Source organism: Aquimarina penaris, from assembly GCF_040786285.1.
Taxonomy (GTDB): domain Bacteria; phylum Bacteroidota; class Bacteroidia; order Flavobacteriales; family Flavobacteriaceae; genus Aquimarina.
This window is the reverse complement of sequence record NZ_JBFMKQ010000003.1, coordinates 574,012-596,661: the sequence shown is the minus strand read 5'-3', so window position 1 is coordinate 596,661 and position 22,650 is coordinate 574,012. Positions and strand designations below refer to the sequence as shown.

Below are 22,650 nucleotides of genomic sequence, written 5' to 3'. Positions count from 1 at the left end.
GATGAAATTTGCATTTTACCTACACTAAATAAATAGGTATATATTTGTAAGGAATAACTAACTAATCAAATACATATGGAATATTTCTTACTTATTGTGATTATTATCATGTTGCTTCATCATAAAATAACATTTAAGTCAAAAATTTCCAAGTTATATCAAGACATAAAAATACTTCAAGAAAAGCTCAACAGTATACAGAAATCAAATGCTGAAGCTATAGGTATTGAAAAAGAGGAAAAAAAGGATACAAGTATACCCAAAAAACCCTTACCAAAGCCTTTTTCTCCTTTAACTGAAGAAAAATCTACGCAGTTAAAAACACCCGCAGAAAGTATTCCTAAATCACCATCTACGGCTGAAACGCCATCCCCTGTAAAAAAGGAAAAAGAATTAATCTCTTCGGATAAAACAGCGGCACCAACACTCAAAAAACAAGTTGCACCACCTAAGCCTCCAAAGCCAGGTTTATGGAAGCGTTTCAAAGAAAAAAACCCGGATTTAGAGAAGTTTATAGGGGAGAATTTAATCAATAAATTAGGTATACTAATATTAGTATTGGGAATCAGCTACTTTGTACGATATGCCATTAATAAAGATTGGATAAATGAGCCGGCACGTGTAGGGATCGGAGTATTAGTAGGCAGTTTAATTATTGGCATTGCTCATAGATTGCGGAAAAAATATGCCGCCTTTAGTTCTGTATTAGTTTCAGGCGGGATTGCGGTATTTTATTTTACGATTGCCATAGCATTTCATGAATATGGATTATTTAATCAAACGGTAGCATTTATAATCATGGTATTGATTACCGCTTTTAGCTGCTTAATATCGTTATCCTACGATCGTATCGAGTTAGCTATTTTATCTCTAATAGGTGGTTTTGCAGTACCTTTTATGATAAGCACAGGTAGCGGAAATTATGTAGTATTATTTAGTTATATCGCTATTCTTAATATCGGAATCTTAGGATTAGCTTACTTTAAGAGATGGACGCTGGTTAACATCCTGGCATTTGCTTTTACTACAATTTTATTTGTAGGATGGTTAATAAGAGAAATGGGTATTGAAGAACCTCATTACTTGGGGGCATTAATTTTCGCATTTGTATTCTATATCATTTTTATGAGCATCAACATCATAAATAATATGCGTACCAAAGGAACCTTTTCTACAGCTCAATTAACCGTAGTGTCTATTAACACCTTTGTGTTTTATACTGTTGGGATGGTCGTGCTATCAAGGTATCACTCAGAATTTTCGGGGCTTTTTACCGCAATGTTAGCGCTATTTAATATTGCATTTGCATGGTTTTTATATAAGAAATTTGGCTTGGATAAAAAGGCGGTATATCTATTGATCGGATTAGCCCTGAGTTTTATTACACTAGCCATACCAATACAGTTTAAAGGGAACTACATTACATTATTTTGGGCTGCAGAAGCAGTGCTGCTCATGTGGCTTGGTCAAAAATCAAGTATTAAAAGCTATCGATATGCTTCGATACTTGTTCATATTTTAATGTTGTTTAGTTTATCGATTGATTGGCTTAAATTGTATGTGTTATCAGATGAGATCTTATCCGTCATATTTAATCCAATTTTTATAACAGGTGTTGTAGCTATTGTTTCATTGGTTTTAGTTGGATATGTATTAAAAAATGAAGAGAAAAAAACTAGCAAGTTCATACTAGCCTTTAATCCTGTGATCTACAGAAAAGCAGTTATAATTATAGCTATAGTGATAAGTTATTTTGTAGGTATTTTTGAAGTAGGATATCAATCACACATGTATTTAGATTCAAAAACCTATGCTGCAAATACATTACCTGTAGTATATCATTTATTGTTTACTGCACTATTGTGCTTCTTTTTATATAGAAAGAAAAAGAATTCGAATGATATACTTATAAATGTAATCGCCTTTTTTAATGTGGTAACTTTTGCTTTCATCTTCTCTAAACTTCCTTTTTTAGAACAAAAGGAAAACATGATTCTAGAGCAAGGTGGTCAATTGGCATTTTACTTCCATTATGTTTCTTTAGGGTTGATTGCTTATTTCTTTTATCTCATATATAAAACATACAAAAGGAAATCAACATTTTCAAAATCTAATCGTTCATTTATGATTTGGGGAGTAGCATTTTTAGTCGTTTTTATTTTGAGTACAGAAGTGATACTACATGGGTTACAAATAATGAACCTGGAGGTAACAACAGAGCAAATTAATGAGTATACTTCTAATTTTGAAGAATCTGATGTAGCGTATATGAGAGATACTTTGGTAAATACTAATATTAGTGAAGCTAAGTATAAGATCATCAAAACAGGGTTGCCGGTTGCATGGGGAATACTTGCTTTTATTTTCTTAGTGGTAGGGATCAAAAGACAGGTGAAACAATTACGTATAATCGCTCTTACCTTATTAGGAATTACTATTCTAAAATTATTCATTTATGATATTAGTAATGTATCTGAAACAGGAAAAATTATAGCCTTCATTTTATTGGGAGTACTTATTTTAGTTATTTCATTTGTATATCAAAAAATAAAAAGATTAGTAATTGAAGAAGATAAAACCGCAAAAGATGAACAAATCAATTAGATTTTTATTCCTATTACTAACTTCATCAATGATTGCTCAACAGCAGCAAATTGAAGGTGAGTTATCTCCAGTGAGTAATGATGGATTGCATAAAATTAAAGTTTTGCATGATGTACGTTCATTTTCAAAACGTGATTTAAGCGATTTCAGAATTTGGGATAGTAAAGGGAATCAAGTACCGTATTTTATATACCCGGGAAATCAGGAGACTCAAATATCTAATTTTTCAGAATTCGAAATTGTTTCCAAAACCAATATACCAGATACTAGTACTACTTATATTTTTAAAAATCCTAATGATAAAATTAAGAAAGCGGTACTCTCGATAGCCAATTATGAAGGTAGTAAGTCGTATAGCTTGCAAGGAAGTAATGATCAAAAACAGTGGTTCGGATTGGTGAACAGTCAGAATCTGTATGCCATAAAAAGCGCTACAACAACTAGTGTGTATAAGGTGATTAATTTTCCGTTATGTTCATATAAGTATCTAAAAATCATTTTTGAGGATCTAAATTCGTTACCAGTTAACGTATTAAAAATCGGGACCGCAACAACAAAAATTGTAAAACCATCCTTAGAAGAAATTTCGGTAGTGACCACCAATAGTTCTGAGTCGAAAAAGAAGAAGAGAACCAGGATTCATGTTGTTTTTAAGAACCCTGAAATTATTAATCAGGTAAAATTTAATATTAGCGAACCAAAGTTGTACAACCGCAAGGCAAGGATGTATACTCTAAAAACAAGAGAGGTAAAGCATAAAAAAGAAACATACAAACATCAAATTTCAACCTTTACCATTAGTTCTGATAACAATATTAGTTTTCCGGTTGCTTCATTTTTTGAAAAAGAAGTATTTATCGACATAGAAAATCAAGACAATCCTAAACTAACCTTTTCGTCCATTCAATTTTTTCAGACTCCACTTTATCTAGTTGCAGATCTAAAACAGAATGAGAACTATACAATTTCTTCGGGCGATAAAAACTTAAAAAAACCAAGCTACGATATCTCATATTTTAGCAATGGTATTTCAGAAAGTTTACCAGAAGCCCGTATTATTTCTGTAAAGCATAACCAAGATAAAGACTCTGTAGTAAAGACAACAATGCCCTTTTGGCAACAATCATGGTTTATGTGGGTATGTATAGGTATTGCGACTTTAATGATAGGATATTTTGCATTAAGCTTACTTAAAGATTTAAAACAAGAAAGTAGATAGTAATACGTCTATAAAACCTTGACTATTAAAATATATTTGACTTGAAGGCTAATTGGTGCCATTTCCAATAAAAGTGTGGTTATCTTTGCCAAAAAATATTTTATGTCAAAACAATTTTCTGGTTTAGGAATTAATGAACAATTGCAGCAAAGTTTATCTGCTTTAGATATTTCTGTTCCTACAGATATTCAGGAAAAAGTAATCCCTGTTATATTAAGTAAAAAAGAAGATGTAGTAGCTTTAGCAAAAACAGGAACAGGTAAAACTGCAGCTTTCGGTTTACCTTTATTACAATTAATTGATGTAGAAAATACCGATATTCAAGCCGTAATATTAACCCCAACCAGAGAATTAGGGCAACAGATTTATGCTAATTTAGTTTCTTTTTCGGGTAATACTCCTAAAATCTCTATAGCTTCCATTTGTGGCGGTACCCCGATAAAACCCCAAATAGAACGTTTAAAAAGTGATACACATATTATTGTGGCAACTCCAGGCCGTTTAGTAGATTTGATAAAACGAGAGGCTATCAATATTAAGAAGATCTCGTATTTCATTTTAGATGAAGCAGATGAAATGGTGAGCGCTTTAAAAGAAGGACTGGATAGTATCGTAAAAGAACTCCCGAAATCTAGAAGAACTCTACTATTTACTGCAACCATGCCAGGAACTATAAAACAATTAGTTCAAAATTATATGTCTAAGCATGTAGTGCATATCGAAGCAGACATGACAACGGTTGGTCACCAAGGTATAGATCATCAATATGTGGTGGTAGAGCCTATAGAAAAACTAGACGTACTACTTCATTTTTTAAATTCAAAAAAGGGCGAGAGAGGTATTATTTTTTGTAAAACCAAAGCTGCGGTCAACAAACTGGCAAAAAACTTAGCTATCAATAAGTTTTCTTCTGGTGCAATACATGGTAGTTATACACAAGGTATTCGTGATCGTACAATGGGGCAATTTAGAGATGGATCTATTGATATTTTGGTCGCTACAGATTTAGCCGCCCGTGGTATTGATGTAAAAGAAATTTCATACGTTGTAAATTACCATTTACCGGATACGTATGATGCGTATGTGCATAGAAGTGGACGTACAGCCAGAGCAGGAGCAAAGGGGCTTTCTTTAACCATAATACAGCAGGAAGAAGTAGAAGATATAGCAGATTTTGAAGATGAATTAGGTATTGTTTTCAGCACATTTAAAAAAGCGGATGCCAAAAGTATTGAAGAAAACAAAGGATTATTATGGGCTAGAAAAATATTTAAAACGAAGCCAAATCATGACATATCTGAAGATTTTAAAACAGAAATAAAAACAATATTTCATCATTTAACCAAAGACGAATTAATAGAAAAAGTATTGGCAAATTACCTGGTACAAACAAGTACGATAAATACAAAATCAGAGACCCCTAAGAAGAAAAAGAATAAGTAGTTTGTATGGCAAATAGCATTAAATCACAACAGGAGATTTTATCAAAATTAAATATTAAAGCGTTAAATTCTATGCAGGAAGAGGCGCTTTTAGCGATATCATCGGTAGCAAACACTGTTTTATTGTCTCCAACAGGAACAGGAAAAACTGTAGCTTTTTTATTGCCAACAATCAATGATCTAATTGCAGATTGCGATAATATACAACTACTTATTTTAGTACCATCTCGTGAGTTAGCCATCCAAATTGAGCAAGTAATTCGTCAAATGGCTTCTGGATTTAAAGTAAATGCTGTTTATGGAGGAAGACCTTTCTCTAAAGACAAAACAGATCTTATGCACCCACCAGCAATACTGATTGGGACCCCAGGTCGTGTGGCAGATCATTTAAGACGAGAAACCTTTTTGGTCGAAAACATAAAGACCTTGGTTTTAGATGAATTTGACAAATCGTTAGAAATTGGTTTTGAAAATGAAATGAGCGAGATATTAGCAAGTCTTACACACATAGAAAAACGTATTCTAACCTCTGCAACTCAAGACATAGAGATCCCAGATTTTGTAGGTTTAGAAAATGAATTGGTTATAGATTATCTAGAGACGCAAGCCTCAAATTTAGAGATTAAAAAAGTGTTATCTCCAGATAAGAACAAGCAGCAAACTTTAGTAGATTTACTGCATCATATAGGTAATAAACCCGGAATTATATTCTGTAATTTTAAGGATACCATTCAATTTGTAAGTGATTTCTTAAATGAAAATAATATTGCTCATGGTTGCTTTTATGGCGGAATGGAGCAAAAAGACAGAGAACGTGCCCTTATTAAGTTTAGAAACGGAACACATCAAATTATCATTGCCACAGATTTGGCGGCGCGTGGTTTAGATATTCCAGAATTAGACTATATTATTCACTATCAATTGCCGCTAAAAGCTGAAGAATTTACTCATAGAAATGGTAGAACTGCAAGAATGAATGCACAGGGAACTGCATATGTTTTACAATGGACCGATGAATATTTACCAGAGTTTATAGAAACATCACAAATTGTAAAGCTAGATGGTAAATCAACTACGATAGCGCCCCAATGGGCTACTTTATTTATCTCTGGCGGAAGAAAAGATAAAATTTCAAAAGGAGATATTGCTGGATTATTTTTTAAGCAAGGAGATTTAGAAAAAAGCGAATTAGGTATTATAGAGCTAAAAAAAGATTGTGCTTTTGTAGCGGTACCAAAAGCAAAAGTGTCGGCTATCATCGAAAAAACAAACAATACCCGATTAAAAAAGAAAAAAGTACGGGTTACGGTTATATAATTTTATGTGTAAAACTATTTTAAAGATAGTGCACTAGGTTTGAGTTGGATTATACCTATTTTGTTAAGAACACGTATAATTATATAGGTAATATCTATTTCGTACCAATATATCCCGCCAAAATTTGCTCGATTACTATGTTTGTGGTGATTGTTATGGTAACCTTCACCCATCATCAAAAAATCAAATCGAAATAGATTTTTAGAAGTATCAGAAGTTTTAAAATTCACATACCCATAGATATGCCCAAACCAGTTAATGATTACTCCATGTATAGGTGCCATAAGAAATAATACTGGTAATAACAGCCATTGCCACCAGGATGTAGTTAAAAAAACAAAGAGAAGGGTATAAACTATTATCCAAGCGATTCTAGAACCACGTGATCCTGCAAAGCAATCAAAACTTTTCCATTGCGGGATATTTTTCGTGAATTTATGATCAATAGCAATACGTTTATTATTGATGTCCTGATAGATATTTTTAGTTTTCCACATCATAGAAAATAAGTTACTATCATACTTGGGCGAATGTGGATCCTTTTCTGTATCTGTATAGGCATGATGCATGCGATGCATAATGCCGTAGCCGTACGCACTTAGATAACTTGGCCCTTGACAAATCCACGTTAAAATAAAAGTAATTTTTTCTACTGTTTTCGACATGGTAAATACCTGGTGTGCCGCATATCTATGAAGGAAAAAGGATTGAAAAAATAATCCCGAATACCACAAGATACATACTAAAATAAGTATTGCCATAACTTTTTTTTGCGAAGTTACTCATGGCAAATCTTTGTTACAATGAACCTGTGTTAACTAATACGTTTACGAATGCGACTTAATCCTTGTGGTGTAACGCCTATGTAAGAGCTAATATATTTTAATGGGATTTCTTTTATTACTTCTGGCCGGTCTTTAAAAATATTAAGATATCGTTCCTCGGCAGTATTGCGTAGTAAGGTTTGTTCTCTTTTTGATTTCATTAAAAACAGTCTTTCGGCCGTTAATCGTCCTATTAAGTTGCCGATTTTAGTTGTTTTATAGACTTCTTGCAAATCATCATAGGTAATACTTAAAACAATAGTATCGGTAAGTGTTTGTAATTCGTATAATGAAGGTTTACGGGTTAGAAATGAATCATAAGCACTTATAAATTGCTCTTTAAAACAGAAGCCAAATGTAATTTCTTTAGCAGGGTCATTTTTAGGAATATACAAACGCACTACACCGGATATAATAAAAGAAATATAGTTTTCTACATCTCCAAGCTTTAAAAAGGTTGTTTTCTTATCAATATCACGTCTTATGAGTCTTGAGGAAAAGAAGTCCCAATCTTCATCCTTGATTTCAGAGAGCTGATGAAGGTGATTACGGACTATTTCTAAAGTTGCTTTTGGGTTTACACTCATGATGCTGCAAGATAATCAACTCATCAAAATGTATAACTATGATTTTTTGAATTCTCATTGTTTCATTGTTATATGAAAATAAGACGGCTTTTTTATACTACAGACAGCATGTATAATACCATGAATTATTACTGCTTATTCAAAATCTCCACTGCCTTTGCCCAATCATTTTCTAAAACAGAATGTACTTGTCTTTGGTCTTGTCGAACAGTATAATCACCGGTAAATTTAGTCCCTAACAAATCAATATGATACAATGCCTTAAATCCACCATCGTAAATCACGGCAGGGTAGACGTCATGCTCTTTGAACAAAAATGAAAAAGGTCCAAAACGAACATGGGCATCTACGGTCACTGCTTTACCATTAGGAGATAAATGATAATCTTCCTTTGAGATAAAAAGGGTAAACCAGCCTTTATGAATTCGGAAATCATTTTTGGCAATACCCGCTTTTCCTTCATGAGGTAAAGGAGTAATAATGGATTTGATAGAAGCATTTCCTATAATTTTTTGAAATACTCCCATCATAGTAATCAGCATCTTATTTTTCAAACTAATCGAAGCACCAAACATTTTGGACCAGCTCTTTATTTTAAAATTGAAATCTCCTGTCCATGTCCCTCTTGCGGTTTGAAAGTAATATATCTGGTTGGGGGCTTTCTTCAAGGCTTCTGGACTTAGAGTACTATCTTCGCCAAGCTCTATTAGTTCTTGCAATTCGTTTCCTGCATTTAAAGTCTCAATAATCTGAATGACATTTTTTACTTCTACTGCGTGAATAACGTTAAGAACTGATGCTGTAAAAAAACCAGGATCAATAATTTTCTCACCCAACTCGGCGATAGTTATATTCTTATGATCAATAACAATTTGTTGATCTGTTATAGTAAGTGGTGCTAATTCGGTGGCAAGTTTCCATGCAGATTCTCTGGCGATTTTCATACTGAAATTAATAATCGCTTCTTCTTCTTTTTCTGCAATATCTTCTATTAAATGCATTAGTGGAGAAAGTTCACTTAATTCATCTATAACCGAAGGAATAATTGATGTTAGAATATCATTTACTTTTTGAAAATCATCATGTAAATCATCAATGTCTTCTCCAGGACAGATTTCGGCCGCAGCAACGCCTAAATCAATGTTAATATGTGGGTTCATCGCTAGTAATAAGTGCTGTACAACTGTTAGTTCTGTACTAGCTGTTGCGTTAAAAGCAACCGACCAGGCTTCGGGCATGGCGGGATCATTATTTTGAAATTGTTCTACGGCTTCGAAATACCGCCCTGCAAATTGGATATCTAGTTTTTCGAGCCGATCATCATTGTCAAAATACCCTGTTCCTAATTTATTTTTAATGGTTTGGGTTACTCGTAAGTATAGACTGGCAAAATAACCAACACGACTAGCGTGTTTATTTGACCATTTAATGATAGATTCTAGTTTATCGATTACAAGGTCTATCGAAGCTGGGTGCATAACAAGAGGTTTATGGTCAAAATTATTTTCCATAAAGATTTATTTAGGTTTCATTTGTATTACCTCCTCTAAAACTACAGTATTTACAATCGATTTAAAAGGGTTAACTCCCCCTAATTACACAAGGTTTTTCACCCCTATAGATGATAGAAGCTGAAGCTTAGTCTTTTGATGTTGCAGTACCGAAAATGGTAGGGATCTCACTTTCATTTCCGTTGTTTTGTACCAAGACCGCTCTATTTAACTTCGATAAAATCTTGTCAATAAATATAACCCGTTCTTCAATTTGGTCATTTCCTCGTGCTAAGCCCAAGAATACAAGATCAACATACAAGCTCTTGGCAATTAATATATCTAATGCGTTCTCTTGTGGTTTGGCTAAAATTACAATAACATTAGCTTCAATTCGCGCCTCTTTGATTGAAAATCGAATATGGTTTTCTAAAATTTGTTTCTCTTCTTCGGAATGAGTCACAGAGAAAATACGAATCGTAGACTTTTTCCATTTACTATTGAGTTGTATCAAGTAGGCGAGTAGAACCATTAAATCACCGTTGCTCTCTCGTCCACGCCACCATATGTCAATCCTTTTCTTGATTTTTTTCGGGAAAGGTTTGTTGATATGAGCGATTAAGATGTTTTTTCCGGATCTGGCCATATCATTAATAATCTCTAATTCTTTGATTTTTCCATCATAGGTAGAAGACCATCCAAAAACTGCAGTGTTCGTTTTGATTCCCGCCACACCATGTCCTGCAACCACTTGATTCATACCGTATTTAAGGTCGGTAACTACATGTACTTCTGTAAGTGCTTGTAGACCAACCAAAGCAAGGTCTTTTTGCATTTCATGGGCAATTTCATTTTTCAACAAAAGTTCATTTTTATCTTCAAGCGTTATTAATTTAGAAATTGTTAGAAGTCCGCTATTTTGTCCTAACATTTCTGTAAACCTCACCAATTCGATATGTTCATTTATATCACGAACGAATAATATGATAATGGGCCTCCAATTTCGGGAATGTACTTTCTTTGCATTTAATCTAAGTAGTGCATATCGTCCAAGGTGCATCCAAATTCCTGTTGAGGCATCACCCCATTGTTGTTCGAGTTTTTTGCTCATGAGATATAGAAAAATGAGTAGCTCCAGTCCCAGGGCAAAAACAAATGCAAGTGGGTTAATTAGCCACATCACTATCATAGCGGCGATAGCACCCAATATAGAAACATACCATGGTACATCAATGGTAGGTCGGTAGGAAGGTTCTTTGATCAGTTGTTCGATGGCGGCACTCATATTAACCGCAACGTATAAGGTAAGGAACAGCACCGAAACATATTGAGCAATCGTATTTAGCCCTCCTAAAAAAACAGCACTTACTGCAATGACACCGCTAATCCAAGTGGCTATGGTAGGCTGTCCAGATCTAGAAAGGCTGGCCAGAAATTTAGGAACCAAACCATCCATAGATAAGGCTTGCAGAATCCTTGGCCCGCCTAGTATACTTCCAAAAGCCGAAGATAAAACCGCTCCCCAAACCGCTGGATATATGATCCATGGTCCAAAAACGGCTAAACGTGTCCATATGGTAACACCAGCTTCGGGATCGGTCATTTGCTCTATGGTCAATGCTCCTGTTATCGCCAATAAAAGCGGAATAACAAGATATATAACGGCACCAGAAACAACGGCACCTAGAGTTCCTTTTGGAATTGATTTCTGTGGATCCTTTAGGTCTCCGCTCATGCCAATACCCGCCGTAAATCCAGTAACCGCTGGAAAAAAAACCGCAAATACATACCAAAATCCCTGAGGGGCTGTTTGATATGTTGCTTCTGTGATTGGGGACTTCAGGTCTTTGGTAAGTATACCAATCATCAAGGCCAGAATTGATACACCCACGATGATCATGATAGGAATTTGAGAATGCAATACAAGCTTAGCACTCTTTCCTGAAAGTAATGTGACCATTACAATAAAACCAATAGTCATCAATTGCAGAGTATAGGGTGGAAGTGCCGCATTGGTTATGGGCCATAATGCCAGAATTGCTTCAGAAAGGCCATAACAATAAAAAGTAACGCTTAGTGTTCGGCATAAATATAGAGGTATTCCAATTGCTCCTCCTGGTTCTAACCCTAAGCTACGTGAGATCATGAAATATTCTCCACCAACACCCACTTTAATATTGGTCGCAATAGCAGATGCACTCAACCCTGTAATAAAAGTGATTGAACTAGCCATTATAACAACGATAATGGTTTTAATTAGACCCAAATTACCTAATACCCAACCAAAACGCAGGTACATAATCAGTCCCAATATTGTAAGAATACTGGGCATGTAAACCCCAAGAAAAGTACCAAACTTATGGGCAGACTGAGATGATCTCGATTTTCCAGTCATTAGATCTTAGATATGTTAAATATTACCAGTCGAAAGTTACAGCTGTATTAAAGATAGAAGAAAAATAGCAGAATTGCAGCTTTAAAAGCGCTAAAATGATAGCAAGAGTGTAGAGTTATAATAGAATGTTCTTAGCGTATTAAAAAGATAGGAGGGTAGCATAGTGTATACGGAATAAGCTAAAATTTGTATCATTTTTTAAAATACCTGCCTTACAAAGTAAATTAAATTGTTCAGAAAGATGCAAAACAATAATTTAACTATAGCAATCATATAGGTGGTATTTTAGTAGTATATTTATCTCATTTGTTACCTGAAAGCACTGTTAATAATAGCATCCTTTTGGCATTATTATAGTCTTTGTGTTCAATACAATTATAGAGATAAATTTTTTATGAATTCATTTAGTACCCTTCATGATAATTACGAACATCACTTTGCCAAGAGTAATCCCAATATGCTAAAATCTATGTTTGGTTCGACAGATTTGATGCCTTTATGGATTGCAGATATGGATTTTAAAGTAGCAGAACCTATTACTGCTGAGTTAAAACGATTAGTCGACAGGGGTGTTTATGCATATGAATTTAATACCGATGAAGTGTTTAAAGCCATTTCGGATTGGAATCTTAAAAGACATCAATTAAAATTGAATAGCACATCTTTTTTGCAAGTGTCTAGTGTACTCACGGGGATAGCGTTATTGATTAGAGAATTATCTAATGAAGGGGATGGTGTTGTAGTTCAAACCCCGGTCTATCATCAATTTTATAAAGTTATTACGACAGCCAATAGAAAAATAGTACGAAATCCTCTAAAAATTGTTGATGGAAATTATGTAATGGATTTTGATGATTTAGAAGTGAAGCTTAAATCGGAGAATGTAAGGATTATTTTACTTTGCAATCCACATAATCCAATTGGTCGTGTATGGAATAGACAAGAATTACAAAAACTAATCGAATTAGCGAATGCCAATAATGTTACTATAATTAGTGATGAAATTCATTCGGATATCATTTATTCTAAAGCTGTATTTAACAGTATTACGTCATTTAATCAGAAGCAGCATATAGCTGTTTTAGGGTCTCCGGCTAAGACATTTGGAATGCAGAGCATCTCTAACGGTTATCTTTATATTGCAAATGAAGATATGTTTAACCGTATAAAAGCTATGGTAGCATCAATGTATCTCGATCATGGTAATGCATTTTCCGCTTTTGCAACCATTGCGGCCTATACTAAAGGTGAAGCATGGGTAGATGATTTGATAGTATATATTGAACATACCATTGATTGGATTCAAGGTTTTTTACAAAAGGAAATTCCACAAGTCAAATTATCCCGCCCAGAAGGAACCTATCAAGTATGGTTAGATTTTAGCAAATTGAATATATCAGAAGACGCTTTACAGAAGTTAATTTTTAAAAAGGCAAAACTAGCCTTAGCACCAGGAACCTGGTTTGATAAGGATCACTCACAATTTATGCGTATGAATATAGCATCACCAATATCAAAAATTCAGGAGGCCTTTTGTCAATTAAAAATCGCTATTGATGAAGGTGCATGACATCTCAAAAATCCTTTAAAAAAATCATGAAATCGACATGTCGAACACTTTAAACATAAAACAAACTGATTTCCAAATATTTACCTTGAGCTAAAGAGATGGGAGAGGGGTATAATTTGATTTCTTCTGGTCTATTACTTCAATTGCAGCTCCTTTAATTTTAAGAAGGTAGTAATTGCTTCTTTTTGCTGCTCGGTAATGGGGCTCTTATTTTGAGTGCGTTGGGCAATTCCATGCAGGTTCTCTATGGATAATGACGTATGCCAATTAACTCCCATATCCAGATCGAAAAATTGTATTGCAGCCGCTTTGTGCGATTCTAAGGAACTTTGATGACAACTACCACAATGGGTAATCAGAACCCCTCGGGTAATTTCGGAACACTCCTCAAATGAACTTTTATCAGATGTTAATTGCTCCGTTTTTACTTCAATCGGAACCACGATGTCTTCTGTTTTAGAGGTATTAGTATCATATACACAAGTATGTGCTGAGAACACAACAAGTGCAAAAATAAGTGGTAATATTTTAGTGTACGCAAACATCTCTATAGCATACATTAAAGTACAATATTCTTTCTTAAACTAATCTTAATTAACAACTATTTAGGGTTGTAACTATGTAGTAATAACCAACTCTAAGACATTATAAATAATGTGCTGATAGTAATGTAAGGTTGACCATATTAATTATAGTTAAGAATATCACGTTTTTGAGTTCTTGATACCACCAGAATCAACTAGATTATTTCTACGACATGATGACATGGCTATAGTACTATAATAAGGTTCGAATATATCATTCGATTAGATTTGAGATTATAGACTCTAATATAAATCGAGTATTTCAAAAATTTATGGATAAAGTATTGAATATTGAATTTATAAGGAGGTTCTAAATACATGATGAATGTATCAATCATTTTAAAAGTAGGGAGGTTCCAAAATATTCTATTTTACATAATATAAATTATAGTACAAATGTATCTTGTAGCAAATTGGCGCATATGTGTAACTGACAATTTAAAATGTGGATTATAATAATTTAAAATGTAGAACTTTTCTCTGGTTCTAAAAACACTTTTCTAGCTTTCATAGTATCTACGAGAATCTATTCTGTGAAAAATTTTGTGAAAAAAGCGTGAAAATGCGCTGTATTCTTAGTTGAATGAAAATTATTTCTGTGAAAAATTTAACGTTGATTTTGGTTTAAATCCTCGAGAAGATCTTTTACTAGCTTTTCTCTATAAATTCTATGAAGCCGTAACGCATCTCTAACGACTTCACTTTTGTTTTTATATTCTCCAGAAGCAACTAGTTCCTCAATATACGTTTCTTGTTTTTTTGTAAACTTGACATTCATAAAATAAATATACAATTATAAGCCTTGCAAGTGTTACTATAAATCGAATATTCTGTACAATGGGTTTAGAAATTTTCAAATATGCGATTCTCAGGAAGTGAAAAATTAATAAAATTAAATAGTCATTGAATCCGATAATCCACTTTCTAACCTTCTATCAATTCTTTATCTGTGATATCTATCGTTCTATTCAACTAACTCCTTAGTTAAAACAAGTAATGTATTTGTGATAGATTTATTGAACTTTAGTTAATCGTTGGTAAAATAGAAATTTATATTTCGCACTCTTTCAAGTTGTTCATTGATATGTTCATCAGAACAACCCTTTCCACTCAAAAAAGTTGTATGCATTGTTATAAATTGTTGCATTCCCACTTTATCGTTATTAGCCCTTACGATTGATTCCGCAGCATATTCCATTTCAATTGTATGACCTGCAAATATTAGGTTTGAATTACCATATGACAACCTTATTAGTCTTTCTAATTCCTTCATATCTTTTTGTTGAATTTTAATCCTTTTATTGAACTTTTTATACTATTCCGCACGGAAAATAGTTCCGCGCTATCTGGTTATTATTTTAATAAACATATCGAATTTGTTTCTTGAACCTCTAATTATTAATTATTTCCGGAGGTAATTCTTTAGAAGATCCAGATTTTATATTAAAATTTATATTACCTAGAAGAATTCCTAAATGAGTTAAAATAAAAGGATTTTTTATCTTTTGATCAAATAGTATAATTTTATCAAATTCGCTATCTCTATTAAGCAACATTTGTCTTCCTTCATCTAAATTCATAATATCATAGTTAAAAAATTTTAAAAGAGTGCTCCGTTGAGTTTGATTAAGGTCATTATCTTCAAGCATTTTGTCAAATTCCAGGTTTGAAATAGCTTTAAATTGATAAAAACCAGAGGTATTTAAACATGAAGTAAACCAATTGTCGAAATTTTTATTACTGTCTGAAACAAAATCTAAAGTTCCACCTAAATTACCTGTAATATCTTCTACAGACATCCCTTTTCTAAATAATCCGGGATATTGTCTTATTAATTTTTCAAGAAAACTACCATCCCTTACTGTAGCGTTGGCACATCCAAGAAACTTAAAATGATTATAATGAACAAAAAAATCATTATTGTTTTTGATAAAAGGATAAACTTCTTCTTTTATAAGTTGAAGTAAATCAGAGTGATCTTTAACTTCTCTAAAATTTGTATTTTTTATAAGATAAACTAAAGTTAATACATCCATTTGCTCTCCACTCAATTTAGGTACTTTGTCTATAGCTTCTTCTAAAAGAATCTGATGATAACTCCTAAATGGAAGTATTATTCTATGTGTAATTAATTCAACCAATATATTTCGAATCTCTTTCTCTCCAGAAATAGCATATGCTTTTTGCATCTTAAATATAACATCTTGAATTGCCGGTTGATTTAAATTATTAAACGAATCTGGGCTCTTTTCAATTAAATTGGCCAGAAACTGATCGGTTATTTCTTTAGCACGGAGTTGTGCAATAGCAGCCGCTTCATCTTTAAGTTGTAAAAAATTACTTCTAAAAAGATCTTCAAAAATTTCTTTAGCATCTGAGTATGAAATCCCATTGATGGTTAAATTATTTGCTTGATAATTAGTAGACTTTTCACCTCCTTCTTGTTTGAGATTTTTATCGTTCATCATTACCTGAATTAATATTTATATCCCGAGCAGACTGATAATTTTTTGATTTATCACCACCTTTTTGATATAATTCAATATTTCGACCAGCGTTAGAATTAGAGTAAATCAAAGTTATAAGACTCCCTATTAAACCCAACGAAGTTACTAATGGCTCCCAGGTCCTTTCCGATATAAGCCAAATTAAAGCAGCAATTAAACTTATTATGTTTAAAATGATTAGAGTTTTTTTCATCGTTTTATTGAATTTTGGTTTTTAGAATACTGGCTCCATCTGACCAAAGACCAACTAATTTGAATTGTTGATTTACAGAAGATCCTTTAGCAAGCTCCAACTTGTCAGAAGAACCTGTATAAGAGTGAATGAAATCCTCAAAATCTTTTTCCCTTTCAGGAACAATTGTTACTTTATATTCAATCCTATTTTCCGTAATTGTTTCTCCTATAACATCTTTTCTTTTTTGTGCTTCTTCAAGCGTCATAATTTTTCGTTTTATTGATCTTTGATTATGATTGTATTAAACTTTACATCAAACAATCTTATATTGTTATTATTTGATTGATATTCTATAAAATAATCATCTAGATCGATTAGTATCTCCTTAAATTGTAGTGGGTGCTTTTTAATTATTTGTTTTAATTCTGCTTGAATTAAACCTATATTTAATTTAACGAACTCATCTATTATATTCGTTTGTGTAACTCTTTTATCAAGCCTACACATAACATATAAATAATTGCTAATATCTTCGCTGTCCAAATCATCAATACTAACATCTCTCATAAATGAAATTTCACAAGCGTTTATTTTAAAGTTATCATTAGAATATTCGAAACTTTCTATATTCATAATATTAATCGTTTATTTGAACTTTTAAATTTATCAATTATTTGAATTCTTGATTGTATAAATATCCAGATCTTTTTAGTCTATTTACGAATACACTTACATCAGCATACCTACCTTTAATTACAAAAACATAAACTTTAGGAGATTGCCATTTGGCACCAAATTGGTCTTTAAACTGTAATATATAATCCACTATTGGAGGTTTGTTTATATTTCCAGTATTTAAAATATCACTTATAAAAACATTATTATTTGTTTCCCAATTTCCTCCAGAAAGAGTTTGTCCATTACAAGCGGCAAAAAAGTAGTAATTGTCTGCCTTTTTATATTCATAGTAATTTACATCATAGTGAGAATATTCATCTATTATATCAGCATTTATTTTTTTAAGCCTTATTTCAGCTTCCTTATATTCTTTAATAGCTTTTTTAATTTCATTAATGCTATCTACTTCCTTCACTCTTTGATATACATCAATTCTATTTTCATTTAAGTATTTAATTAACCGATGAAATTTTATTTGATTATTTTCTTCATAAAATAAACTATCGTTTTTACCAAAAATATAATAAGCTTCTTCTTCATTATATTTATCAAGGATTTCTATCACTTGATTCTTTAATTTTAAATCTTGTTCGTGATTGGAACAAGAAATAACTGTAATCAAGGAAACAAATAAAATTATCGTTTTGATATTCATCGTTTATTTAGACTTTATAACTTTATTCTTGTTTTTTTCACCTCTCTTGATTTAATCATGTCAAGATCAAACTTTTCAAAGTTTTCTTTACACCAATCAATAGCGTTTTTTCTCGCATTTACTCCTTTAAATTCTCTAATATCCTCTTTGAAGTTTTTTTCTTTATTAAGAAAATTAACATAAAATATTTCCATCTTTTAATTAGACTTTTAGTTATCTTTTTAGCACTTACCACCACAAGGAAACCAATTGCAACCATGTGCGTTACAATATGCGATAAAACACTTACATTTTCCTTTGTCCCATTCACAAAAACATCTTGATGGACATCCACACTTGTCAGAATCTTTATCTATAATTATTTTTGTGTTTGGATAGACCCTAATTCCATTAGAGGAATTTAGAGTATATAATTTTTCCATAAGTTCAGACATTTCTTTTTTATTATCAGGGTATTTGGAATCCCAAATAACAAACAAATTTTCCGAAGAATCATTTATCAAAGATTTTATGTTTTTAAAGTCAGAATTCTTACTAAGCTGTTCTATTTCATTATTTTTATTTAATTTGATTATTGCCCACATGATATGATTGTTTTAAAATTATCTATAAATTGAACTTCAGATTGTTATAAAAAGTTAAAACCTTACGTGGTAATGTCTTCTTGAACCTGTACCCTCTAAAATGTAATTAGTTGTATATTTTCTTAAAATTTTCAGGAATTCAGCTTCATGGCTCATTGTTGATTTCGTAGCTGCGATATCAACTTGCCTACCATTTCTATGTTCAAAGTGAGAGGGTGAATAGCCTCCTTTGATATCGAAAACACCTCCCCATTTTAAACTCATATCATTGAAATAAAGTTTATGACCGGTTTGATTAAAATATTCGTTTGCAATAGACTGCAATGTACTGATTGTTTTAGGAGTACCCCAATGGTTACTTGGGTGCTTAACATTTGAACCAATTAACACATAACTATGTGAACTATTTAATCTTACCAATTCAGTTTCAATTATATTTCCGAAACCACCTCCAGTAGCCGGAACACCATTAAGATATCCTGTTATCTGTTCAGTGAAGAATCCCGTTGAACCGCCAAACCGAATTATTTTAGACTCACCAGATAATAAGCGTACTTCTGTGGGAAGCCCATTTCTAAAGTCGCTCCTATGTCCCGAAGCGTGTCCACCAGGTGTTGAGTCAAATGTATAGTTAAATATACATATATCAAATCCTGTTTGCCTGATTCTAAAAGATTGTCCAGGTTTGTAATCATTCGACTTTAAGGTTGCGAATGTTTTACTCGCACTAAATTTTTCATCTGATTTTGGCATAGATTGAATACTTTCATTGTTAGAAGTAAGTTCCGAAACAATTTCAGATTTCATCATGTAATCATTCAATGGGTCCTGACCCATATAATCAGCAGTTGCACCTAATAGTTCATATCTTGAAATTTCATTTTTCATCTTGTTGTTATTTGGTTTTTAATGTTCTTATTGTTCTGATTTTAAATTTGTTATAGAATCATCAGTAGGATTGCACAGAAAAAACAATAGATTTATTAAACAAACAACCCCACATTCGAATAATTCGGATGTGGGGTAATTAATAAATTTACGTTACATCTAATTTACAAAAAAAGACAAAAGTCTAAATGTTAAATATTTATGATGATTTATTAAGGCCAAACTCTATATTGACTAAAAATTCCCATCAAAAGTCCTTTTTAGATATATTTGTTTTATGACTAGGACTAATAGAGAGATACAAAAAGACGCTGATGATTTACTAAATGGACAATTAAGGGATTTATTTAAAAATAACAATTATCGACTAGGAGAAAACCGATCTACCGAAGGCGAAGAAGAAGGTATAGACTTTTTTTTTGAGGTATTTAACAGAACAAGCGGATCACATGAGTTCTTATTTTTAAACCAAAATAAAGGAACTGACAAAGAAATAAAGCCAATCTCTAAAAAAAATCATCCTGCCGAAGGCAAAATTTCTTTTCAACTAGATTTAAAACATGTTAAATACTTTTATTCCGAACTTGCAGAACCCTTAATATTCACATATTGTGACATCAACAAAAAGGTCATTTATTGGTATGCGATTCAACTAGATGACTCTATACCCGAAAGGATCAAAGAACAAGAAAAAAAGAATACTGACTCTTTGCAAATATATATTGATCCACAAAATGAGTTAAATCAGTTAAACTTCAACAGACTTGTTAATGAAATTTATGAGGCAAAATCAAACCAGATAAGAAAGAAATATAGCTCGATAATTGAGCTTCAAAATGCAGATTATGCGTTTATCAAGGAAAAGACTCAAAAAAAGAAGATAATTGATAAATTGATCTACACAATAGAGTTATTTGAGAATTTTGAAGCAATCCCAAGACATATACTAGAAGAGCTTTATCCCTTTAAAAAAGACGAAGACTCAAGAACATTTTTGAATGAGTACACTCTAAGAACGGACAATGAAGAGCTTCTATTTTTATTTGAAAACTTAACTCTCAATCTAGACCAATACGAAATAGGAAATGACATACTACATGTTGGTGATTTGCAAAAAAAATTGGAGAAAATTTTTGATTTTTTTGAAGCTAATTTAATAGTTCATATTGGTTGGTCGGGAGCAACACTAAGAGAAAGAAACATTATTAGTTTGCAAAATCTCTTCAGACAAAAAATGTGTAATTGTGAAAGATGCACTATAAATAAATTAAACTTTAAAAAAACAAATGAACTACTTAACCTACCCCATCCAGAATATACAACTAATGAAAAACTAAGGAAAGCATATGCTGCTTACCTATCAGGTGATTTTAACAAATCAACTCACATTTTTTATGAGGTTTATAAAGAAACTGTCAATAAAAAGCCTGTCAATCATATAACAGCAAAATACAACCTTATCCAGTTAAAGAAAATAGACACTCAGCAATTCTTCAGCAACCAAAACACCTCTGAAATACTTGCCAAAATTGACTATTCTATGGATGAGCTCTTTATACAGCAAAAAGCCAAACACTTTTTAGATATATTCAGATACATCAAAAACTACCATTTCTCGGACAGCACTTTTAAAATTATTGATGATAATCTATTTGAAATAAATAGACTTCTATATAATGACAGTTATGGTGGGTGGAATACTCGTAATTATCGCCCTACACTTCAAGCTACTATTCTCAGAATAATTTCCTTTTTTGAAAGCAACCTACTTATATACGATTATTATAGTGAATTCAGAGTTTTAATTACCAAAGCAATAGAGTGCATGTTTGTCTTACACTCAATAAAAAACCCAAACACTCCTAAATATAAGTCTTTCGATTTTTACACACTAAAAACATGGCTTTTTTATGTTGATTATAAAGACGCAAATTTTTTACTAAAAAAATATGATATTGACAGTATTGTAGCCACAGATTTAAATTCTACTATAAGTACATTCAATGAATACTTGGATAATTTATATGATTCGATAGAAATTCTGGAATCTAATGAAATATTATCTCAAGTACTTAAGATTGAAAGAATATTAAATAATATTACTCTAATTTTGTCCAGATTAAAACTTAACAAAAAATATCTTAACCAAACAATAGCCAAACTATTACATTTTGCAGAAAACGTAAAAAGAGAAAGATTTTGTCCGTTGGGAGCTTTGACATCTTTACTATCCCACCAAAAAGAAGTGGATAATAATAATGTATTGAGAATAATAAGACTTGTTGCCAAACGTAACTATAAAAGTTCTAATTTCTCATACCTAATAAAATACTTTGTCGAGAGAAGCACTGAAAAGCAGATAGAAAAAGTTGTTTTTGAATTATTGGAAGTAAAAGAATTTAGTAAGGAACTAGTCAAAAAACAAAATAGCCGAGAGAACTATTTTAGGGATTTATGGTATGCATTTACTTTTTTAAACACTGAACTTAAATCACAGCTTAAAAAGATCATTACTGAATCACTTGATGAAGAATTTGATGCCGATTTATTCCGATCTTCAACACTATTTGAAATTATACCATTTAACAAATCCTTGTTTAATAGATTCCTAGAGAGTATTCCTGATGAATCTCATTTGAGCAATGAGCCATTTTATCGAGATAGAAATATGAGACTCAGTCAAGCTATCAATATAGCTTTCAAGTTTAATATTCCTTTCGATGAAAAACTTAGAAAATATTCCAGTTATAGCACTAAAAATTATAAAGATTATTACGATTGGATCATGAACATTGAAGGGTTCGACTATTCAAAATTTGATCCAACTTGGCTTTTTGTCTCCAAAACAAAATATTCCATAAGAGCATATAAAAACTCTGACAAACTATTAAAAGAAATAAGGAAATTACTAAATCATAATTATATCGAAGGAGTAGCTAAAATGTATCTTAATGAACTAACAAACAATGAGTAAGTCAAAAAAAATATTGGAGATCCCGACCAGCATTTAATATCCAAGATTTATCTTAAACAGTTCTCATACTTAAAAGGCAACCAATCTTTCATTTGTAATTTTATCTACCGAGTTTTGCATATCTAATTTTTAATATAAATAGTCTCTTTTTATAAAA

21 protein-coding genes are annotated in these 22,650 nt (G+C 32.1%); 6 read left to right on the top strand and 15 right to left on the bottom strand.

Annotated elements, in window-relative coordinates; genetic code table 11:
* The first annotated feature begins 75 nt into the window (after positions 1 to 75).
* The 4 genes from ABW637_RS16430 to ABW637_RS16415 all read left to right on the top strand — a co-directional run bounded on the left by ABW637_RS16430 (position 76) and on the right by ABW637_RS16415 (position 6,582).
* Positions 76 to 2,604, top strand: coding sequence for a DUF2339 domain-containing protein (locus ABW637_RS16430; RefSeq protein WP_367585811.1), 2,529 nt, complete (start codon positions 76 to 78; stop codon positions 2,602 to 2,604).
* Complete coding sequence (locus tag ABW637_RS16425) at positions 2,588 to 3,823, top strand: hypothetical protein (protein WP_367585810.1); 1,236 nt, start codon at positions 2,588 to 2,590, stop codon at positions 3,821 to 3,823. The genes ABW637_RS16430 and ABW637_RS16425 overlap by 17 nt, the downstream gene beginning before the upstream one ends.
* 102 nt (positions 3,824 to 3,925) lie before the next feature.
* On the top strand, positions 3,926 to 5,266 hold the full coding sequence (locus ABW637_RS16420) for a DEAD/DEAH box helicase (RefSeq protein WP_367585809.1): 1,341 nt from the start codon (positions 3,926 to 3,928) through the stop codon (positions 5,264 to 5,266).
* A gap of 5 nt (positions 5,267 to 5,271) precedes the next feature.
* Positions 5,272 to 6,582: a DEAD/DEAH box helicase gene (locus tag ABW637_RS16415; RefSeq protein WP_367585808.1), complete on the top strand. Its 1,311-nt coding sequence runs from the start codon at positions 5,272 to 5,274 to the stop codon at positions 6,580 to 6,582.
* Positions 6,583 to 6,596: 14 nt separating this feature from the next.
* On the opposite strand, the gene ABW637_RS16410 is transcribed toward ABW637_RS16415, so the two are convergent.
* From ABW637_RS16410 to ABW637_RS16395, 4 genes are all read right to left on the bottom strand, one after another.
* Positions 6,597 to 7,343, bottom strand: coding sequence for an acyl-CoA desaturase (locus tag ABW637_RS16410; RefSeq protein ID WP_367585807.1), 747 nt, complete (start codon positions 7,341 to 7,343; stop codon positions 6,597 to 6,599).
* 53 nt (positions 7,344 to 7,396) lie between these two features.
* The gene (locus ABW637_RS16405) at positions 7,397 to 7,993 is read right to left on the bottom strand and encodes a Crp/Fnr family transcriptional regulator (protein ID WP_367585806.1); all 597 of its coding nucleotides are present in this window, start codon (positions 7,991 to 7,993) and stop codon (positions 7,397 to 7,399) included.
* Between the two features lie 128 nt (positions 7,994 to 8,121).
* Complete coding sequence (locus ABW637_RS16400; RefSeq protein WP_367585805.1) at positions 8,122 to 9,504, bottom strand: DUF5995 family protein; 1,383 nt, start codon at positions 9,502 to 9,504, stop codon at positions 8,122 to 8,124.
* Between the two features lie 127 nt (positions 9,505 to 9,631).
* Complete coding sequence (locus tag ABW637_RS16395) at positions 9,632 to 11,878, bottom strand: APC family permease (RefSeq protein WP_367585804.1); 2,247 nt, start codon at positions 11,876 to 11,878, stop codon at positions 9,632 to 9,634.
* 394 nt (positions 11,879 to 12,272) lie between these two features.
* On the opposite strand from ABW637_RS16395, the gene ABW637_RS16390 reads away from it, so the two are divergent.
* Positions 12,273 to 13,448, top strand: a complete 1,176-nt coding sequence (locus ABW637_RS16390; protein ID WP_367585803.1) for a MalY/PatB family protein — start codon at positions 12,273 to 12,275, stop codon at positions 13,446 to 13,448.
* 134 nt (positions 13,449 to 13,582) lie between these two features.
* Here the strand turns inward: ABW637_RS16390 and ABW637_RS16385 are convergent, their stop codons facing one another.
* The 11 genes from ABW637_RS16385 to ABW637_RS16335 form a co-directional block, all read right to left on the bottom strand.
* Positions 13,583 to 14,008, bottom strand: a complete 426-nt coding sequence (locus tag ABW637_RS16385; RefSeq protein ID WP_367585802.1) for a hypothetical protein — start codon at positions 14,006 to 14,008, stop codon at positions 13,583 to 13,585.
* A gap of 631 nt (positions 14,009 to 14,639) precedes the next feature.
* Positions 14,640 to 14,810 carry a type II toxin-antitoxin system ParD family antitoxin gene (locus ABW637_RS16380; protein WP_367585801.1) on the bottom strand — a complete coding sequence of 57 codons (171 nt, stop codon included), beginning with the start codon at positions 14,808 to 14,810 and terminating at the stop codon, positions 14,640 to 14,642.
* 249 nt (positions 14,811 to 15,059) lie between these two features.
* A complete protein-coding gene (locus ABW637_RS16375) occupies positions 15,060 to 15,305 on the bottom strand; it encodes a hypothetical protein (RefSeq protein WP_367585800.1) in 246 nt (81 codons plus the stop codon).
* 118 nt (positions 15,306 to 15,423) lie between these two features.
* Positions 15,424 to 16,500 carry an LPO_1073/Vpar_1526 family protein gene (locus tag ABW637_RS16370; RefSeq protein ID WP_367585799.1) on the bottom strand — a complete coding sequence of 359 codons (1,077 nt, stop codon included), beginning with the start codon at positions 16,498 to 16,500 and terminating at the stop codon, positions 15,424 to 15,426.
* Positions 16,487 to 16,732 carry a hypothetical protein gene (locus ABW637_RS16365; protein WP_367585798.1) on the bottom strand — a complete coding sequence of 82 codons (246 nt, stop codon included), beginning with the start codon at positions 16,730 to 16,732 and terminating at the stop codon, positions 16,487 to 16,489. The genes ABW637_RS16370 and ABW637_RS16365 overlap by 14 nt, the downstream gene beginning before the upstream one ends.
* Before the next feature lie 4 nt (positions 16,733 to 16,736).
* Entirely contained in the window at positions 16,737 to 16,979 is a 243-nt protein-coding gene (locus ABW637_RS16360; protein ID WP_367585797.1) for a hypothetical protein, read from the bottom strand.
* Positions 16,980 to 16,990: 11 nt separating this feature from the next.
* The gene (locus ABW637_RS16355; protein WP_367585796.1) at positions 16,991 to 17,347 is read right to left on the bottom strand and encodes a hypothetical protein; all 357 of its coding nucleotides are present in this window, start codon (positions 17,345 to 17,347) and stop codon (positions 16,991 to 16,993) included.
* 37 nt (positions 17,348 to 17,384) lie between these two features.
* On the bottom strand, positions 17,385 to 18,047 hold the full coding sequence (locus ABW637_RS16350; RefSeq protein WP_367585795.1) for a hypothetical protein: 663 nt from the start codon (positions 18,045 to 18,047) through the stop codon (positions 17,385 to 17,387).
* A gap of 14 nt (positions 18,048 to 18,061) precedes the next feature.
* Complete coding sequence (locus tag ABW637_RS16345; protein ID WP_367585794.1) at positions 18,062 to 18,241, bottom strand: hypothetical protein; 180 nt, start codon at positions 18,239 to 18,241, stop codon at positions 18,062 to 18,064.
* Positions 18,242 to 18,268: 27 nt separating this feature from the next.
* The gene (locus ABW637_RS16340; RefSeq protein ID WP_367585793.1) at positions 18,269 to 18,631 is read right to left on the bottom strand and encodes a hypothetical protein; all 363 of its coding nucleotides are present in this window, start codon (positions 18,629 to 18,631) and stop codon (positions 18,269 to 18,271) included.
* Between the two features lie 54 nt (positions 18,632 to 18,685).
* Entirely contained in the window at positions 18,686 to 19,519 is an 834-nt protein-coding gene (locus tag ABW637_RS16335) for a hypothetical protein (RefSeq protein ID WP_367585792.1), read from the bottom strand.
* Positions 19,520 to 19,796: 277 nt separating this feature from the next.
* Here ABW637_RS16335 and ABW637_RS16330 point away from each other — a divergent pair, with 277 nt between their 5' ends.
* The gene (locus ABW637_RS16330; protein WP_367585791.1) at positions 19,797 to 22,493 is read left to right on the top strand and encodes a DUF4365 domain-containing protein; all 2,697 of its coding nucleotides are present in this window, start codon (positions 19,797 to 19,799) and stop codon (positions 22,491 to 22,493) included.
* Positions 22,494 to 22,650: the final 157 nt, after the last annotated feature.

What these genes read in the sequence shown, in the direction of transcription:
- ABW637_RS16430 (WP_367585811.1), top strand. Translation starts at nt 76, where the DNA reads ATGGAATATTTCTTACTTATTGTGATTATTATCATGTTGCTTCATCAT.
- ABW637_RS16425 (WP_367585810.1), top strand. Translation starts at nt 2,588, where the DNA reads ATGAACAAATCAATTAGATTTTTATTCCTATTACTAACTTCATCAATG.
- ABW637_RS16420 (WP_367585809.1), top strand. Translation starts at nt 3,926, where the DNA reads ATGTCAAAACAATTTTCTGGTTTAGGAATTAATGAACAATTGCAGCAA.
- ABW637_RS16415 (WP_367585808.1), top strand. Translation starts at nt 5,272, where the DNA reads ATGGCAAATAGCATTAAATCACAACAGGAGATTTTATCAAAATTAAAT.
- ABW637_RS16410 (WP_367585807.1), bottom strand. Translation starts at nt 7,343, where the DNA reads ATGGCAATACTTATTTTAGTATGTATCTTGTGGTATTCGGGATTATTT.
- ABW637_RS16405 (WP_367585806.1), bottom strand. Translation starts at nt 7,993, where the DNA reads ATGAGTGTAAACCCAAAAGCAACTTTAGAAATAGTCCGTAATCACCTT.
- ABW637_RS16400 (WP_367585805.1), bottom strand. Translation starts at nt 9,504, where the DNA reads ATGGAAAATAATTTTGACCATAAACCTCTTGTTATGCACCCAGCTTCG.
- ABW637_RS16395 (WP_367585804.1), bottom strand. Translation starts at nt 11,878, where the DNA reads ATGACTGGAAAATCGAGATCATCTCAGTCTGCCCATAAGTTTGGTACT.
- ABW637_RS16390 (WP_367585803.1), top strand. Translation starts at nt 12,273, where the DNA reads ATGAATTCATTTAGTACCCTTCATGATAATTACGAACATCACTTTGCC.
- ABW637_RS16385 (WP_367585802.1), bottom strand. Translation starts at nt 14,008, where the DNA reads ATGTATGCTATAGAGATGTTTGCGTACACTAAAATATTACCACTTATT.
- ABW637_RS16380 (WP_367585801.1), bottom strand. Translation starts at nt 14,810, where the DNA reads ATGAATGTCAAGTTTACAAAAAAACAAGAAACGTATATTGAGGAACTA.
- ABW637_RS16375 (WP_367585800.1), bottom strand. Translation starts at nt 15,305, where the DNA reads ATGAAGGAATTAGAAAGACTAATAAGGTTGTCATATGGTAATTCAAAC.
- ABW637_RS16370 (WP_367585799.1), bottom strand. Translation starts at nt 16,500, where the DNA reads ATGATGAACGATAAAAATCTCAAACAAGAAGGAGGTGAAAAGTCTACT.
- ABW637_RS16365 (WP_367585798.1), bottom strand. Translation starts at nt 16,732, where the DNA reads ATGAAAAAAACTCTAATCATTTTAAACATAATAAGTTTAATTGCTGCT.
- ABW637_RS16360 (WP_367585797.1), bottom strand. Translation starts at nt 16,979, where the DNA reads ATGACGCTTGAAGAAGCACAAAAAAGAAAAGATGTTATAGGAGAAACA.
- ABW637_RS16355 (WP_367585796.1), bottom strand. Translation starts at nt 17,347, where the DNA reads ATGAATATAGAAAGTTTCGAATATTCTAATGATAACTTTAAAATAAAC.
- ABW637_RS16350 (WP_367585795.1), bottom strand. Translation starts at nt 18,047, where the DNA reads ATGAATATCAAAACGATAATTTTATTTGTTTCCTTGATTACAGTTATT.
- ABW637_RS16345 (WP_367585794.1), bottom strand. Translation starts at nt 18,241, where the DNA reads ATGGAAATATTTTATGTTAATTTTCTTAATAAAGAAAAAAACTTCAAA.
- ABW637_RS16340 (WP_367585793.1), bottom strand. Translation starts at nt 18,631, where the DNA reads ATGTGGGCAATAATCAAATTAAATAAAAATAATGAAATAGAACAGCTT.
- ABW637_RS16335 (WP_367585792.1), bottom strand. Translation starts at nt 19,519, where the DNA reads ATGAAAAATGAAATTTCAAGATATGAACTATTAGGTGCAACTGCTGAT.
- ABW637_RS16330 (WP_367585791.1), top strand. Translation starts at nt 19,797, where the DNA reads ATGACTAGGACTAATAGAGAGATACAAAAAGACGCTGATGATTTACTA.